This window comes from Candidatus Uabimicrobium helgolandensis (genome assembly GCF_041508025.1).
Classification (GTDB): Bacteria; Planctomycetota; Uabimicrobiia; order Uabimicrobiales; family Uabimicrobiaceae; genus Uabimicrobium; species Uabimicrobium helgolandensis.
In genome coordinates, this window is sequence record NZ_CP165719.1 from 8,666,560 (window position 1) to 8,681,557 (window position 14,998).

General features: G+C 33.6%; 10 protein-coding genes and 1 pseudogene. 3 read left to right on the top strand and 8 right to left on the bottom strand.

What is annotated here, in order from left to right; translation table 11 throughout:
• Nucleotides 1–66 precede the first annotated feature (66 nt).
• Nucleotides 67–3,849: a protein kinase gene (locus UABHE_RS32015; RefSeq protein ID WP_372367513.1), complete on the top strand. Its 3,783-nt coding sequence runs from the start codon at nucleotides 67–69 to the stop codon at nucleotides 3,847–3,849.
• A gap of 53 nt (nucleotides 3,850–3,902) precedes the next feature.
• On the opposite strand, the pseudogene UABHE_RS32020 reads toward UABHE_RS32015, so the two are convergent.
• Nucleotides 3,903–5,017, bottom strand: a pseudogene (locus tag UABHE_RS32020) (IS630 family transposase).
• Between the two features lie 118 nt (nucleotides 5,018–5,135).
• Here UABHE_RS32020 and UABHE_RS32025 point away from each other — a divergent pair.
• Together UABHE_RS32025 and UABHE_RS32030 are read left to right on the top strand one after the other, a co-directional pair.
• The gene (locus UABHE_RS32025; protein ID WP_372367515.1) at nucleotides 5,136–5,552 is read left to right on the top strand and encodes a hypothetical protein; all 417 of its coding nucleotides are present in this window, start codon (nucleotides 5,136–5,138) and stop codon (nucleotides 5,550–5,552) included.
• 123 nt (nucleotides 5,553–5,675) lie between these two features.
• Nucleotides 5,676–6,851 (top strand): PQQ-binding-like beta-propeller repeat protein, encoded by a 1,176-nt coding sequence (locus UABHE_RS32030; protein WP_372367516.1) that lies wholly within the window; start codon nucleotides 5,676–5,678, stop codon nucleotides 6,849–6,851.
• Between the two features lie 68 nt (nucleotides 6,852–6,919).
• Here the strand turns inward: UABHE_RS32030 and UABHE_RS32035 are convergent, their stop codons facing one another.
• The 7 genes from UABHE_RS32035 to nqrE form a co-directional block, all read right to left on the bottom strand.
• Nucleotides 6,920–7,711, bottom strand: a complete 792-nt coding sequence (locus UABHE_RS32035; RefSeq protein ID WP_372367517.1) for a TRAP transporter TatT component family protein — start codon at nucleotides 7,709–7,711, stop codon at nucleotides 6,920–6,922.
• Entirely contained in the window at nucleotides 7,708–8,505 is a 798-nt protein-coding gene (locus UABHE_RS32040; RefSeq protein WP_372367519.1) for a phosphate/phosphite/phosphonate ABC transporter substrate-binding protein, read from the bottom strand. Before UABHE_RS32040 ends, UABHE_RS32035 begins: the two co-directional genes overlap by 4 nt.
• A 1-nt stretch (nucleotide 8,506) precedes the next feature.
• On the bottom strand, nucleotides 8,507–11,152 hold the full coding sequence (locus tag UABHE_RS32045) for an MMPL family transporter (RefSeq protein WP_372367520.1): 2,646 nt from the start codon (nucleotides 11,150–11,152) through the stop codon (nucleotides 8,507–8,509).
• 316 nt (nucleotides 11,153–11,468) lie between these two features.
• The gene (locus UABHE_RS32050; RefSeq protein ID WP_372367521.1) at nucleotides 11,469–12,488 is read right to left on the bottom strand and encodes an FAD:protein FMN transferase; all 1,020 of its coding nucleotides are present in this window, start codon (nucleotides 12,486–12,488) and stop codon (nucleotides 11,469–11,471) included.
• Complete coding sequence (locus tag UABHE_RS32055; RefSeq protein WP_372367522.1) at nucleotides 12,488–12,799, bottom strand: YceK/YidQ family lipoprotein; 312 nt, start codon at nucleotides 12,797–12,799, stop codon at nucleotides 12,488–12,490. Before UABHE_RS32055 ends, UABHE_RS32050 begins: the two co-directional genes overlap by 1 nt.
• 326 nt (nucleotides 12,800–13,125) lie before the next feature.
• A complete protein-coding gene (gene nqrF, locus UABHE_RS32060; RefSeq protein WP_372367523.1) occupies nucleotides 13,126–14,355 on the bottom strand; it encodes an NADH:ubiquinone reductase (Na(+)-transporting) subunit F in 1,230 nt (409 codons plus the stop codon).
• A gap of 21 nt (nucleotides 14,356–14,376) precedes the next feature.
• Complete coding sequence (nqrE, locus tag UABHE_RS32065; RefSeq protein ID WP_372367524.1) at nucleotides 14,377–14,988, bottom strand: NADH:ubiquinone reductase (Na(+)-transporting) subunit E; 612 nt, start codon at nucleotides 14,986–14,988, stop codon at nucleotides 14,377–14,379.
• Nucleotides 14,989–14,998: the final 10 nt, after the last annotated feature.

The following is a 14,998-nucleotide window of genomic DNA, read 5'->3' on the forward strand; positions in this document are numbered from 1 at the left end:
GGGTATTTCTTATTCTAGGTTATCTTTCTGATTGTGCCGTACGCAGTTCTCATTTAAGGTTTGATAATGGATGAATTTGTAAAAAACAAAGATTCTTTTTCTGGTTTTACTAGCCAAAAATGGAACAACTATGAGGTCATTAACAAAATAGGCAGTGGGGGTATGGGAGCTGTTTACAAGGCCGTGCAGAAAATTCCTCATCGTATTGTTGCTATTAAAATAAGTACATCTAATGCAAGTGATCCACGTTTTATACGAGAAATGCGTATCCTTGCAAATCTCGACCATCCGAATATTGGAAAAATATATGACGCTGGAGTTGTTGACGATTATCGCTACATGGTAATGGAGTATATTGATGGTGAACGATTAGATAGTTACTTAAAAAAAAATGAACATTTAGTTTTGGCCGATAAGATTAATCTTCTTATAAAGATATGCTCAGCATTATCATATGCGCACCGCAGAGATATTATACATCGAGACTTAAAACCTGCAAATATAATGATTACAAAAGATGGTGAGCCTAAAATCATTGATTTTGGGCTTGCAAAAAGAATGAAAAATAGTGAATTTGCCTTAACAAAGGCAGGAGACATAATTGGAACTCCTGCTTTTATGGCTCCTGAGCAAGTTTCGGGAAAAATTCTTAGAATAAATCATCAAACAGATATTTATGCTGTAGGCGCTATTTTGTATGAAATGTTTACTGGCAAACGCATGGTTCAAGGAGATAGTACTCTAGCGATTCTTTATAAGATAAAGCATGAAAAACCTTTACCGCCAAGTAAGAAAAATACAGAATTAGATAAAAAAATAGATATTATTTGGGAAAAAGCAATAAGTCGTCATCTTTCACGTCGTTATGCAGATATAGATCTTTTAATAAAAGATTTGAGGCTTTTTCTAAAAGGAAAGGCAATTAGACCAAGTTATAAACTTTTAAATAAATTGTTGATTGTAACTACATTATCATTAGCTTTTGTTGTTTATTTCCTATATTTCACAAACGAGACGGTACAAGTCACAATTGTTGACAAAAAACAACAAGCTGTAGATGAAATTATCAATCTTATACATGATCGTCAATTTTCTAAAGCTAAAAAACTACTTGATACTTCTTTTGGTCTATTACTGCTCACTCAAATTGCTCAAGCTTACTATACAGAAGGTAAATATAAAGAAATTTTTAATGTTTTTAAAGAGCATCGAGATAGTGAAAAATATAAATATTATCAAGCTCTTATTTACTATAAAAAAAAACAATATGAAGATGCGGAACGTTTGCTTCGAAAACTGGACAAAGATCCTAACTTAGAATACTATTTCGGAATATGTTTATTTGAAAATGCTCAGAAAAGCGGTGGTGTAGAACTTTATAGAGAAGCTCTTAATTATCTCCTAAAGGCATCAAAAAATTTCGAACAAGATATTGATTTGTTAGAAAGAATTGCTGATATATATTTAAGAAAGAATAGTCCTTTGTATGATAGGAGTAAAGCAGAAGAATTTTTACGCAAATGTGTTGATAAAAGACCAATGATTCCGCGTTATTCCGTTAAATTAGCGAAAATCTACTTAGAAAAAGAACTGTATTATGACGCCTATAGTCTTGCTAGAAAGGTATTGTACGTTAATAATCAATTAGCTTCAGCTGAATTATTACATATTATTCCTTACTATAAACCGTCCTTGCGAGAAGATTGCTACCAAGCACTTACTTATAAATTTTTGCAAGAAAGTGAAATCGATTGTCCTGATTTATTCGAGAATGAATGGCCATTTTTATTACAGAAATACCTAGAACCATATATGGCATGGTTCATTGGACAAAAAAAACAAAGAAGTGATGAAAAAGGTTCTTTATTAGAGTTTAAGCAATTTGTTTTATCGAAAAAAAAAGATAAAGAAATACGAGGGCGTCTTGAAGAAAAACTTCTTAGTTTACGTTATAGTAAATTACTCTCAATAAAAATTGAAAAACTTTTAGCAACGGACATAAAGAATGTTCTAAGAAAAGAGTTAAGTACTCTTCGAGAACAACTCAGAATAAAATGTAAAAAAGAAACCCAAGCAATGATTTTATATCAACTTGCTTATACCCAGAAAAACAGCACATGGCAAAAAAATCCTTTTCAAAATGAACAACTCGCTTTTCTTCCAAGTATGCTTCAAGAAGACTCTAAAACGACAAGTATTTTAGAAAAATATTTACTTGCAAAAGGGTGTTTGTATTTTCATTCATTTCAATCACTAATGACTATCACTAAAGACGATAAATACGATTTAGTTACTCGTATAATTTGTTCCGTTGTTCTTCGTGAAAATTATTTATCTTCACCAATACCATCCTATGATTTGTCGCGTATACTCTCTTTCGTGGAGACTCCGGAAGATCAAAAGTTCCTGAAGGTACTTATTGCCAAAATGATGTACATTCCTCATCAAAGAGCGTCTGTTGATAACTCTCATCGCGAAAAGATTGTGGAAAATGGAAAAAAAGTACTTGTAATTAAAGAAGACGAAAAAAAAATATTAAGAAAACTTATAGAAGATCGAAATCTTAAAGTACGTATCGCCGCAGCCGCTAGTTTACACTGTTTACTTGAACAGAATATAGATCAACCGCTTCTGCAACGCAGTGCTAGAATCTTACAGGAAGAAGGTATGGATATTTATACTGCTTCCCAAGTAATACGTTGTTATACTTACTATATGTTTTGGACAAAAAAAGACATACAAAAAGAAGATAACCCATTCAAGCGTAAACAAATAATAGATATTTTTCGTAGAGGTCTAACTGATCCAGACGATCACGTAAAAGAGGTTATTTTATCTTTTAGTGAAAAATGCCAAGGTTTTATGAACGAAATAGAAAAAGAACTTGAAAAGTGTATAAACACAGAAACAAATACCAATGTGCGTTTTCGTTCCATGTTTGCGTATAATCTAAGAATAAAAAAAAATAAATTCATTTTTGATGAAGAAATTTATAAAAATCCGCAAATTAAAATTTCTCCTTTAGAGAATAGTGCAACGTTTATTTTTAATTTCTATCAATTTCTCGTTTCAGCAAGAAAAAATATAAAAGCTAAACGTGGTAATATGAATAGTATTGTCAAAGCGGTGAAGTTGTTGCACGAAATATTAAAACACTTACCTTCCCTTCCTCCTGCTTCTCAGTGTATGATATCATATCAATTGTCACTGTTAAATATTTGTTTACCGGAGAAAATACTAAGAAATACTACTGATTCAAAACTACTTTGTTATTTTTTATACCAACTTCATCAAGAAATAGATCTTGGCGACTTGAAGAGAATGCGGCCTTTTGTAAAAGCGAAAAGCAAAAAAGAGCGAAGAAAAATAGCCGAATCTTTTTTAAAGAATGAAAATAAAAGAGTCTCTCATTTTGCAACCGCGAGTTATATAGCACTCGGAACAGAACAAGAACTCCATATATTTTATTTAGAGCATAAGAATAGGAAAGCACTGAAAAAAGGAATGGCTTTAGGAATATATTTATTTATACGAAACCAGTGGATTAACAACACGGAGAAAAAAGATAGTCTACAATTTAGTGATATTTTTTCTTGGAATACTAGGGAGTCTTTGTATTACAAGATACTAAACAATATGTCTAAATTTATGAAACATCTACGAAAAGAAAATCCACATAAAGCTAGTAATTTAATTGATTGGATTAAGAAAGGTTGCAAACTCGATGAAGATAATAGTGAGTTGATTTTTATGAAAGTGTTGTTTCTCTACGATGAAGAGTTTGTATTAAATATAAAAAAAGCTGTAGAACTAGTACTCCATAAAGTTAATTGTGAGCCATCTCTCTAACTCCCATGTTTCTTTGTTTTTCAAGAACTGTGATTAGAGAGGGTTTATAAAAACTATATGTTGTCAGGATAGAATTTATTCAATTTGATACGAGCATCATTCTTTGTAAATTTCCAATTTATAGTGCAATGTTGTTTATTTCGGTATCGTTCCCAAAAGAGTACTTCTTTTTTTAGCTTTTCAATAGTAGGAATACGGCGATTTAAGCATTGTTTAGAAAGAGCAGAAAGCTCAATTTCAACCATATTAAGCCAGCTAGCCTTCTTAGGCGTATAATAATAGTCAAATCTTTTTGCTAATCTAAAGGCTTCTTCTGCAGGAAAAGCTTCATAAAAAGAGCCATTTGTATGAGTATTTAAATTATCTTGAACTATCCTTATACTATCAGCATCTGGATAATACTTATCAGTAAGTTCTTTCAAAAAATGGGCATAATCAACTTTTGTTCTGCGCTCTTTTATTTCGATATATCGCCAACCAGATAATCGCTCGAAAGCTACAAATGCACAGCAGGTACCATTACGTTGATATTCTGAATCTTCGCGCTTTGGTCGACCTCGTTTGCTCTTAACTGGTCTTGTAACCTCTTCTAAAAGTTGGCAAGGACGTTCATCTATACAAACCACAGGTCTTTTAGGGTCGTATGGCTGTGAATATAAATCTAGAATATTCTCCATACGCCATAAATATTCTGCATTAATCTGGCCAATACACCATTGCTTTTTTAACCAAGGCTTAAGTTCATTTTTTTTAGCAGCGTTCCCACATGCGTATGTGAAATAGATTCGATCAACTCTAGCTCTACTAATTTGTTAGCTAATAATTTTAGGCTCCATTTACTAAAGCCTTCAGGAGGTTCTGAGCACGCTATTGTTGCTAACTGAGTTTCTAAACAACTATCTATTTTACTCGGTTTACCGCTACGAGGTTTTTCTCCTAGAATAAACTCTAAACCTTCATCAATGTAGCGCTTACGAATTCTATAAACTGTTGGCTTACTGCTTTTTAGAGCTTTCACTATTTCGTTAACTGTTTTTCCTTCATTGGCCAATAGTAAAATACGCGCTCTTGTTATTGCTCTTGCTGATCTCTTTCCACTCTTTACATAATTTTCTAATTGTTTTTTTTCTGCTTTTCTAAGCTTAATCTTATATTGTCTTCTTCGCATTCCTAGCTCCTTAAAGTAATAAAAGCTAGATTATAAAAGATTTACAAGGCAGATTCAAAACTAACTTTACGGAGTACTAGATGAGAAAAAAATACAGTTTAATAAGAACCTTGGGCATATGAAATATATGTATTTATTCCACGCAGCAAAAATACTTCAAGAAAAATCTAGTTCAGTCGAAAAGCTAAATTCTCTCAAATTAGATCAAGTTCTTTCGCCAACGAATTTTCCTGATTCTTTACTTTTTGAATTAGGAAAATATCATACTAAGTACAATCGGCTTGATTTAGCCCTACGCTCTTATGAAAGAAATTTTTTAATGCGCATGTTTGAATCTGCGCCTTTTAAAAATTCTCAACGTCATTGGAAGATGATTGAAATTTATCTAACACAAGGTAAAACAGAGCTAGCAAATACAATGTTTGAGTATTTGTATCAATTATATTGGCGAGAGAGCGAAGGTAGAGTAAGAAGAGAAACTTTTTTGAGAAGAATACAAAAAGATTATCCAGGTATAGAAATTAAAATTAAATAAGAAGCTATCAAAAAGGCATCGTATGGGTTTTTGGGGGATCTGAATTTTGATTTTATCTTAATAAAATAATGCAAGAAGCCAGAAAAACAGCCCTAAAAAATCTCGTAAAGAAAGGTTTATAATATGCTGAAAATTTTAATACAAGTTATGCTTACTTTCCACTTTTTATGTCTTGGTTCTTGTAGTTTTAGTCAAGAGGTAGAACGCTCTGCCATGTATTTAGGAGGTAATAATCGTTTAGGAGTTTTTCCTGCTTCACAGAGAATAATTGTTGTTCCCGGTTATGGTAAAATACACGCCCTTAATGCAGATACAGGTAAAGTTTTATGGACACGAAAACTCGGCTGGGGAAATTCAAGCCCAGCAGTAATTTATAGAGATATGATTTTTGTTAGTAATGAAAGCGAGTATCATTTTGCTTTGAATTTGAAAACAGGTCATATACTATGGAAATTCAAATCTGGCGGAAATGCATATGCCAGCGAAAGAGGACCAATTATCGCTGATGATGTTGCATATCTCGTTGCTGCCGGTGATGATAAAGTTTACGCTTTGGACGCTTTTAGTGGAAAAAAAATTTGGCAAGCACAAGTTTCTGGAACCCCTCAAAATTCGCCTGTCATCTATAAAGACAATGTTTTACTATGCACCAGTGCCGGAGATTTTGTCTCTCTTGATCGTAAAACAGGCAATCAAGTTTGGAGTAATAAACTTGGAAAAGGGCGGGATCTTAATTATCATGTAATCAGCAATTTATCTGGTCAATCTCTTGTTTTACAAGATAAGGTATTTACGACTTACAGACGTAAATTATTTTGTGTTGATGGTTCTAGTGGCAAGATAGTATGGTCATTTACTAAAAATAACGGAATTCATTTTATCGCTGAATCTCAAGGAATTATATGCTTAATAGTAGAAAAAATTAATGGGCAAGAATTAATAGCTTTAGAGAGTCAAACAGGGAAAATACTGTGGCAAAAACAAAGGATAGGTAAAACTTATCCTCATCGCATTATACTACACAATAAAGTTATTTATTTTAACGATTCTCTGAAAAACAAATATATTATAAGAGGTTTGGAATTAAAATCAGGGAAAGAATTATTTGAAATACCTATGCAAGGAGAGTTCTTTTCAATGGCAATTGCCAACAACCATATCTATATTCATTCGCAGTGGAGAGACAATGATTACAATAATCAGATTTTAATAGAAGCGTTAGATTTTAAGACCAAAAGTAAACAATGGGAAATAAAAGACATTGGAATAAGAGAAATAATTGTGACAGAAATAGAATAAATTTTGAAGTTCTTGTTATATTTAAATATAATAAGAACTTATGGTTAACACAGTACAGCATTTTTTTATCATAAAGAGCTTAATAGTTTTTTAGCTTCTTTTTTACTTTGTTCTAATGCGTGTGGAATATCATCAAAGTTTTCCCGCGAAAGAACTTCTTTAAGTAGTTTTTTTGCTTCTTCTAAAGAATCATCCTCAATATGCGCTTGCGCCATAGCTACTAGATTGCCTGCATGGTTAGGTGCTATTTCTAAAGCTTGTTCGAAATGTTCTAATGCAAGATCAAGATCACCAAAACCTAAACTTTCAGGTGCTTGTAGATAAATATAGCCCAGTAAACGATGTGGACCGCCATAAAAAATACTTCCATCAATTTCTACTGCTTGTTTTCCTGACTCAATCATTTGTCTTATGCGGCCAAGAGATGTTATAGGATGTAGTTGAGAATACAAACCTAAACAAACCGCTTGGTAATACAAACATTCTGGTGATTTAGAGTTTGCCTGCATTCCTTGTTGCGCATATTTGATTCCTTCTAAAGCATAAAGATCTTTTTTTTCATCATTATCAATTAAATCATACAAGCTATGATAAGCACGTGACGTGCGCCAGTAAGCGCCACTGTAGTGGGCATCTTTTTTTATAACTTCTTGCGCTAAATGTATAGATTTGTGAAGAGAGCTCACTGTATGTTTTAAGTAGCACTTATCTGCATCGGTAATTAAGGTGTTAATCGATCTTTTTTGTAGTTCTAATTGTTGAGGATTGTCAATTAATTTTTGTTCTGGTAGATTTTCAACCCTTACTGGAGTACTTATGCATCCTGTTATGAATATTGCTAAAACGAATATTACTTTCATCTTTGTACCTGTACTAGTTTAGTAAATGCTTGAGAATCTACTTGCCCAAAAGAATCTATTTGAAAAAGTTGTAGTATTTTTTTTCCTTGTTTGTCGTTTTGTAGTTCTTGCATAGCACGCACAACAGAAGAGTATCTATTTCCAAAACTTACAACAGGCATTGTTGGTATTTTTTGTGAATTAGAAATGATTCGTATCTTCTTACCTTGTTTGTTGAGCAAATTTTGAATACTTTGCGCTTGAAAGTTATCTAAAATAACAGCATCCATTTTACCGCGAAATAGTCTTTTTACATAAGAATATGGTCTGCGTACAGGTTTCGCAGTTGTGTAGTTTTGCCAGTTGCTAGTTCCTTTGAAAAATAAATGGGATAAGAAGTCCATTTCATATAGATGATTACTCGCTACTTTTTTTCCACGAAGAGCTTGTAAAGAGTGTACAGGTGAGTCCTGAGCTACCGCTATAACATAATTCATTTTATTTTGATGTTTAATATATACTTGTAGTTGTAGTTGCAGTTGAAAGCTCTTATGGTACTTTAAATAGAATGCTGTACTTACAATACCTACTTGTGGTCTGTTTCGTTTTATAAATTCGATTGCTGGAGATTCATCGTTAAAATAAGTTGCTGTTACTTTTGTACCTGATAGTTTAGATAAAACATTAGCAAAAGTGTCCATTGTTTTTTGTGCTTGTTCTGTTGAAGCTGGACCTCCAGGCTTTATTAATATAATATTTTCTGTATAGCAACAACACATGACAGCAAGTATTAAAAACAGATGAATTACTTTCATTTTATTCTCTTTTCCCTTGTAATATTTTTAGTATAGCAGGTAGTAGTACTATACTTGTATATAAACAGCACATAACTCCAAGTACCATCATAATGCCAAGGCTGCTTAATCCCTGATAATCAGCAAATGAAAGACTTCCAAAACCAATAGCTGTTGTTAGTGATGTAATTAAAATTGCGTGTCCTGTAGAGGCCACTATTTCATCAATATTAGTATGCTTTTCACGGAAATATCTGTGTGCGATGTGTATACCGTGATCAGCTCCAATACCAAATATAAGAGGTAGTGCTACTAGATTTGCAGGATTAATACGAATATTAAAAATAAACATAAGTCCTATCATTAAAGAAGCTCCACAAATAAGAGGTATAATTGTAAGTACTGCTATGTATAATTTTTTGAATTCAAATAACAGTAGAATAAATATTGCAATGAGAGCCATTATTCCTGCTTGTTGATACCCTTCTTTCATTGTAGTTAAGGTATCATAAAATCCGATAAGGGGCCCCGTTACTCTATTGCTTACTTTTTGTACTTGGTGGACAAATTCGCGAAGATGTACTTCTTCCCCTATGTTATTTTTAGGATATATATATATAGCAGACAAGTTATTTTTTCCAATAAAATGTTCGTAAATCGGTTTTGGTAACTTCTCTATTGAAAAAGGCTTTACGTTTATATACTGTTTAACCTTGCGAACAGAGGAATGGAACTGTTCTATTAAACTGCGCTGATAGGCAATAACTATTTTTTTATATTTGGAATGTTTTTGAGTTTGTAATGTATTTAGTAATTCTTCTGTAGCATTTACTATATCATCTAAAAAGTTTAAAACTTTTTGATCACTACCACCAATACCACTCAGTGAATTTTCTAAAAGATTTTCGCATTCTTCTAACAAAAATTCGAGAGAAACAATTAGCTTGTCAATATCTATATTTGAAGAAATTTCTGGTGCATTCCAAGTCGCAAAAAGTTGTTGTACTTTTTGGATCATTTTTATTTTTTCTGTTTCGTCTTTTGGAATTAGTTTTGTAATAGCTACTACTTTTTCAACAGCAGGTAGTTTTTCTAAATTTTTGACAAGCGTCTTTAGAGATTCTAATTGGTTTTTGTCGTGGAGTACTACAGCAAAACGCGAAGAAAAACCATGCTTTGTAATTTCTTTTTCTACAGAAACAGCAAGTGAATTCTTTTTATGGAGTTTAAGTAAATCGTAATCAAAATGAGTGAAAAACGCAGTTGTTATTCCAAGAGATACCATAATAAATGTCACGACGACAACAGTTTTCGGGTATCGTAGTAATTTGTGTACTGCGCGTATCCAAAAAGAACGATTTCTTTTATAACTGTGTTTGTTTTTTTTACCTGACCAGGACAAGAGCGCAGGTAAGAGGACTAGCATAAAAATAGCGCAAAGCAAAATACCAATAGCACCTAAAATGCCTAGTTGAAAAGTTCCTTTAAAGCCCGAGAATGAGCTGATAAAAAATGCCCCAGCAGTTGTAATTGCACTTGTGATTATTGCACGTCCGTTATGCGAAACGGATGAATGAATGGCTTTATCGTTATCTTGTTCATTACATAGCGCTTCATGATAACTTTGTACAATATGAATACCATAATCAATACCTAGTCCAACTAAAACAGCTGCAAATACGATCGATACGACATTTAGGTAGCCAAACAAGACAACAGCGAAACCAAATGTCCAAATAATAGCTATTGCTAGAACTAGTATGGATAAGAGTGGCCAAATAAATTTTTGAAAAGATATAACAAATAACAATGTAACGCCAAGTAAGGAGAAAAATGTAATAAGACCTGCATCTTTTAAAATGTCTTGCATCTCATCGACAACAAGCTTTGGTGAACCTGTGTAGGAAATTTCAGCGTTATACTTCTTTGCTTCTGTTTCTAGTATTTCTTTTACAGCGCTAAAAAAAATGGAGTATTTCCGATAATCATCATGAGTAATGGTGGGATAAATTCTTACAAGTAAGCGATCTTTTCCTAAAATAAAATACCCATCTTCATCCATGCCAGGCATTTTATCATAGTTACTCTTGCTTTTCGGAAGTTTGGATTGATAGAGCTTATTTTCAACAATAGATTTATTTAAATTGTTAAGAATTTGCTCAACATAATTTTGTTGAGGAATGTCCTGCTCTTTACTTGTTTTCAAAGATGTTGCTATGTTTTTTATAAATTGAGTAAAATTTTTTGCGTTGGCTAATTCGATAAGTTGTCGTCTACTTACGTTAGCAACATCGCTTTTCGATGCAAAAAGAAGCCCGTAGTCATAGAAAAACTGTTTATCTGTTTTAAACAACATTCGTTTAACAAGTGGTTTCTTATTTTGATCATGTAAAGATAAAATCTCTTTGTGTGTTGCTTCAACTATTTTCTTTGCATGTGGGGAATCAATGATTACATACAGAGCTTTTAAGGCTCCAAAATTATTAGTGTACTTTTCATACTCTTGGTACACAGGTGCTTCGCGAAAAACTAGTTCAGCATAGTCAGTCTTTAGCTGTAATTTGGGAAGTAAAAACGATGGTATTATAGATATAAATATTGCAATTAAAATTATTGCTGATGATCGCTTTGTTGTAAGTAATGCTAATTTATTATAAAACCCCTGCATAGCCTCTCCTATGTTGAACGCAAATGAATTTCGAAATAATACCATGAATTTCATGATAGGTTCAACAAAAAAGACGTTTTTTAAAAATACTATTGCCGTAATTTCAAGTGATTGAAAGCGTATTTCGATACACTTTTGTGTGTTTACGCAAATTATTTAAGACGTGTCATTAATTAATAAAAATTCTTATGTTTTGTCAAAATTCAAAATTCTAAAGGGTTGCGACGACGAGTTACCGTAGTCGTTACCCTGACTGTGACCTTGATGGATTTCAAAAATAGTCTGAGTTAAGACCTACACAGACATTTGTTTCTTCTTACTTTTGTCCAAGCTTTATAAAAGCATCTGTCTGTAAAACCTTATAAGTTCCTGGTTTTTCATGAATTATAAAATAGCATGCTAAATTTAATTGTTGGGCTAGTTTGTAACCTTCTTTTTCCCCTAATACCATTAGCGTAGTAGCCATAGCATCGGCATACATACATGTCGTACTCACAACAGAAACAGATGCCAAATTGTGATCGATAGGTTTACCTGTTTGTGGAGAGATTGTATGTGATAAACGTTTTTTAGTTACAGGATCATAACGAAAATTGCGATAATTGCCGGATGTTGCGATAGACATTTCTCGTAGTGGGATCGCTTCTTGTATCGTGCCATAGTGTGGTGATTCAATTCCAATTACCCATGTTTTTTGGCCATATTTAAAGCGACTTACTCTAATCTCACCACCAATTTCCACCATATAATTTTTAATACTAAGTTTAATCAAAACTTGACATACTGAGTCTACAGCAAACCCTTTAGCAATAGCAGATAAATCAAGCTGTAGTTTTGGATGTAATTTTTGTATTGTATGGTTTTGAGCATTGATTTTTAAATTTTTGTATCCGATTTGTTGTAAAGTTTCTTCGATGATTTTTTGTGGCGGGTTTTGTTGTTGTTTTTGCGGACCAAAGCCCCATAGATTTACAAGAGGGCCAACTGTAATATCAAATGCCCCCTTGGATATTCGGCTCACAGCCTGAGCCTCAGCTATTACTTTAAAAGTAGATTCAGAAATAGCAAAAGGTTCAAGACTCTGCCACTTATTGAACTTTGACAGCTCAGAGTTATTTAAATATGTTGACATTTTGTCGTTAATATCTTCTAACTCATCTCGAATAGCTTGTTTTATTTTGTCTAGTTGGTGTTGTGAGATTGTATGCCCTATTTTTACCATATAGGTGGTACCTAAAGCCTCTCCGTTTATTGTCGGAGAATAGTGGTTTTTAGGGAATAATAGCCACATAACTATCACTGCTGTTATGATAAAAATCTGTAAAAATTTATTCATTATTTTTTAGTATTGCTTGTATTTGCTCCTGCTTTGGCTTGTTTTTTCTCCTCTTCAGCATTTTCAGCGCGCATTTTGGCAAAATAAACAACTGGCAAGGTTAAAGTATCAAATGCAAGACTCATTGGAAAATCAAAAATAGCAAGAGGACCTATTTCTGATGACATTGCTGTACCACCATAGTATTCCATCGTTGGATGAGTTCCCATATGTAGTGGATTTTTTTCTGCTTTCGCAGGGCGCGATAAATTGTGAACTGTACCACAACCAATCATCGCAAATATAGAGATTAGAATAATTAGCTTATTCATGTTAAACTCCTTGATGGCAATGAGATTAAGACGTATGACAAACACATCCAATGTGAACGTGTTTTAGTTATTTTACTAAATTTGTTAAAGCGTGTCACGCTTAAGTTTAAAAATATGAATGGTATCTTCCCCATAACATCGTGCAGTGTAGGGGAGGTTTTATATTACTTGTGTTACAAATAACGTTTGCGATTATTTGTATTTGTAGTACCATTCTAAAATAAATTTTTTCAATTGTTTGCGAAAGAAGGGCGGTATAAGACCGCCCTACATCGCACCTTGAAAAACCATTTCAATTTCAGTGCCGCAAAAAATATTACAATTGCTTAGCCGAAGTCATCGAACATGATGTTTTCTTGCTCTACTCCTAAATCTTCCAGCATTCTAAAAACAGCTGCATTCATCAGGGGTGGACCACAAATATAATATTCACAATCTTCAGGAGCTTCATGATCTTTGAGATAATTATCATACAGTACCTGGTGAATGAAGCCTGTATAGCCTTTCCAATTATCTTCTTCTAGAGGATCAGAAAGAGCAGCATGCCACACAAAATTGGAATTTTCATCTTGTAGTTTATCGTAATGATCGGTATAAAACATTTCGCGAAGACTGCGCGCACCATACCAAAAGCTGATTTTACGCTTGCTTCCAAGACGTTTTAGTTGATCAAAAATATGAGAGCGCATTGGAGCCATTCCAGCTCCTCCACCAATAAAAACCATTTCAGCGTCTGTTTCTTTTGCAAAAAACTCGCCATAAGGTCCAGATATTTTTACATCATCACCTGGTTTTAAATCAAAAATCCAAGATGACATTATACCAGGAGGTGTACCTTTAGGAGCGCGTGGTGGTGGTGTTGCAACGCGAACATTTAGCATTATAATCCCTTGCTCTTCAGGATAATTTGCCATAGAATATGCACGAATTGTAGGTTCTTTTACAATAGATTTTATTTCCCACAAGTTGTGTTTATCCCAATCTTCGCGGTACTCTTCTTCAACATCAAAACTGCTATATTTTAGTTCGTGGTCAGGACATTCAATTTGGATATATCCTCCTGCTCTAAAGCCTACATCTTCACCTTCTGGTAACTCAAGAACAAGTTCTTTAATAAAGGTGGCAACGTTGTGATTAGAACGAACTTTACACATCCAAGTCTTAGTGTCAAATACTTCTGCAGGTAACTCGATCTTCATATCTTGTTTTACAGCTACTTGACAAGATAAACGTTCTCCGTGACGAGCTTCTTTTTTGGAGATATGAGACAATTCTGTAGCTAAGATCTCTCCTCCACCTTCTTTTACTACAACCTTGCACTGGGCGCAAGTTCCACCACCCCCACATGCAGATGACACAAATATTTTATTATCAGCTAACACGCCGAGAAGTTTTCCTCCTGCTGGTGCACTAATCGCCTTACTTGGATCATCATTAACGGTAATTGTGACATTTCCTGCGGTCACCAATTGAGCTTTGGCCATTAAAATAATAGCAACCAAAGCAAGGATCACGAGGGTAAATGTCGTCACTCCGAGAAATACTTCAAAACCCATGTTGTTTCCTCGTAATTTAGATTAAAGTTTTATACCGGAAAAGGCCATGAACACAATTGACATGAGACCTACAACAATAAAAGTAATGCCTAAACCGCGTAGACCAATAGGTACATCGCTGTATTTCATTTTCTCGCGAATCGCTGCTAATGCAGCAATGGCAATTGCCCAACCAAAACCGGAACCAAAGCCATAAACTACGCTTTCTGCGAAATTATAGTCTCGTTGTACCATGAAAAGAGAACCACCTAAAATCGCGCAGTTTACAGTAATAAGAGGTAGAAAAATTCCCAAAGCGTTATATAACTTCGGAAAATATTTATCAAGTATCATTTCTAGAATTTGAACCATCGCTGCAATTACCCCGATGTAGCTAATCAAACCTAGATAAGACAAATCTGCTTCTGGTAAACCAGCCCAACTAAGGGCACCTTCTTTTAAAATAAATTGATAAAGAAGATTGTTTACTGGAATAGTAATGGCTTGAACAATCACAACAGCAAAGCCCAAACCAATAGCAGTATCTACTTTTTTTGATACTGCTAAAAATGTACACATTCCTAGAAAAAAAGCTAAAGCCATGTTTTCTACGAACGCGGACATGATAAATAAATTAATATATTCTTGTACCATGTTTATACAT

Coding starts and splice junctions, on each gene's coding strand:
- UABHE_RS32055 (WP_372367522.1), bottom strand. CDS start 12,799: ATGAATAAGCTAATTATTCTAATCTCTATATTTGCGATGATTGGTTGT.
- UABHE_RS32030 (WP_372367516.1), top strand. CDS start 5,676: ATGCTGAAAATTTTAATACAAGTTATGCTTACTTTCCACTTTTTATGT.
- nqrF (WP_372367523.1), bottom strand. CDS start 14,355: ATGGGTTTTGAAGTATTTCTCGGAGTGACGACATTTACCCTCGTGATC.
- UABHE_RS32025 (WP_372367515.1), top strand. CDS start 5,136: ATGAAATATATGTATTTATTCCACGCAGCAAAAATACTTCAAGAAAAA.
- nqrE (WP_372367524.1), bottom strand. CDS start 14,988: ATGGTACAAGAATATATTAATTTATTTATCATGTCCGCGTTCGTAGAA.
- UABHE_RS32040 (WP_372367519.1), bottom strand. CDS start 8,505: ATGAAAGTAATTCATCTGTTTTTAATACTTGCTGTCATGTGTTGTTGC.
- UABHE_RS32015 (WP_372367513.1), top strand. CDS start 67: ATGGATGAATTTGTAAAAAACAAAGATTCTTTTTCTGGTTTTACTAGC.
- UABHE_RS32045 (WP_372367520.1), bottom strand. CDS start 11,152: ATGCAGGGGTTTTATAATAAATTAGCATTACTTACAACAAAGCGATCA.
- UABHE_RS32035 (WP_372367517.1), bottom strand. CDS start 7,711: ATGAAAGTAATATTCGTTTTAGCAATATTCATAACAGGATGCATAAGT.
- UABHE_RS32050 (WP_372367521.1), bottom strand. CDS start 12,488: ATGAATAAATTTTTACAGATTTTTATCATAACAGCAGTGATAGTTATG.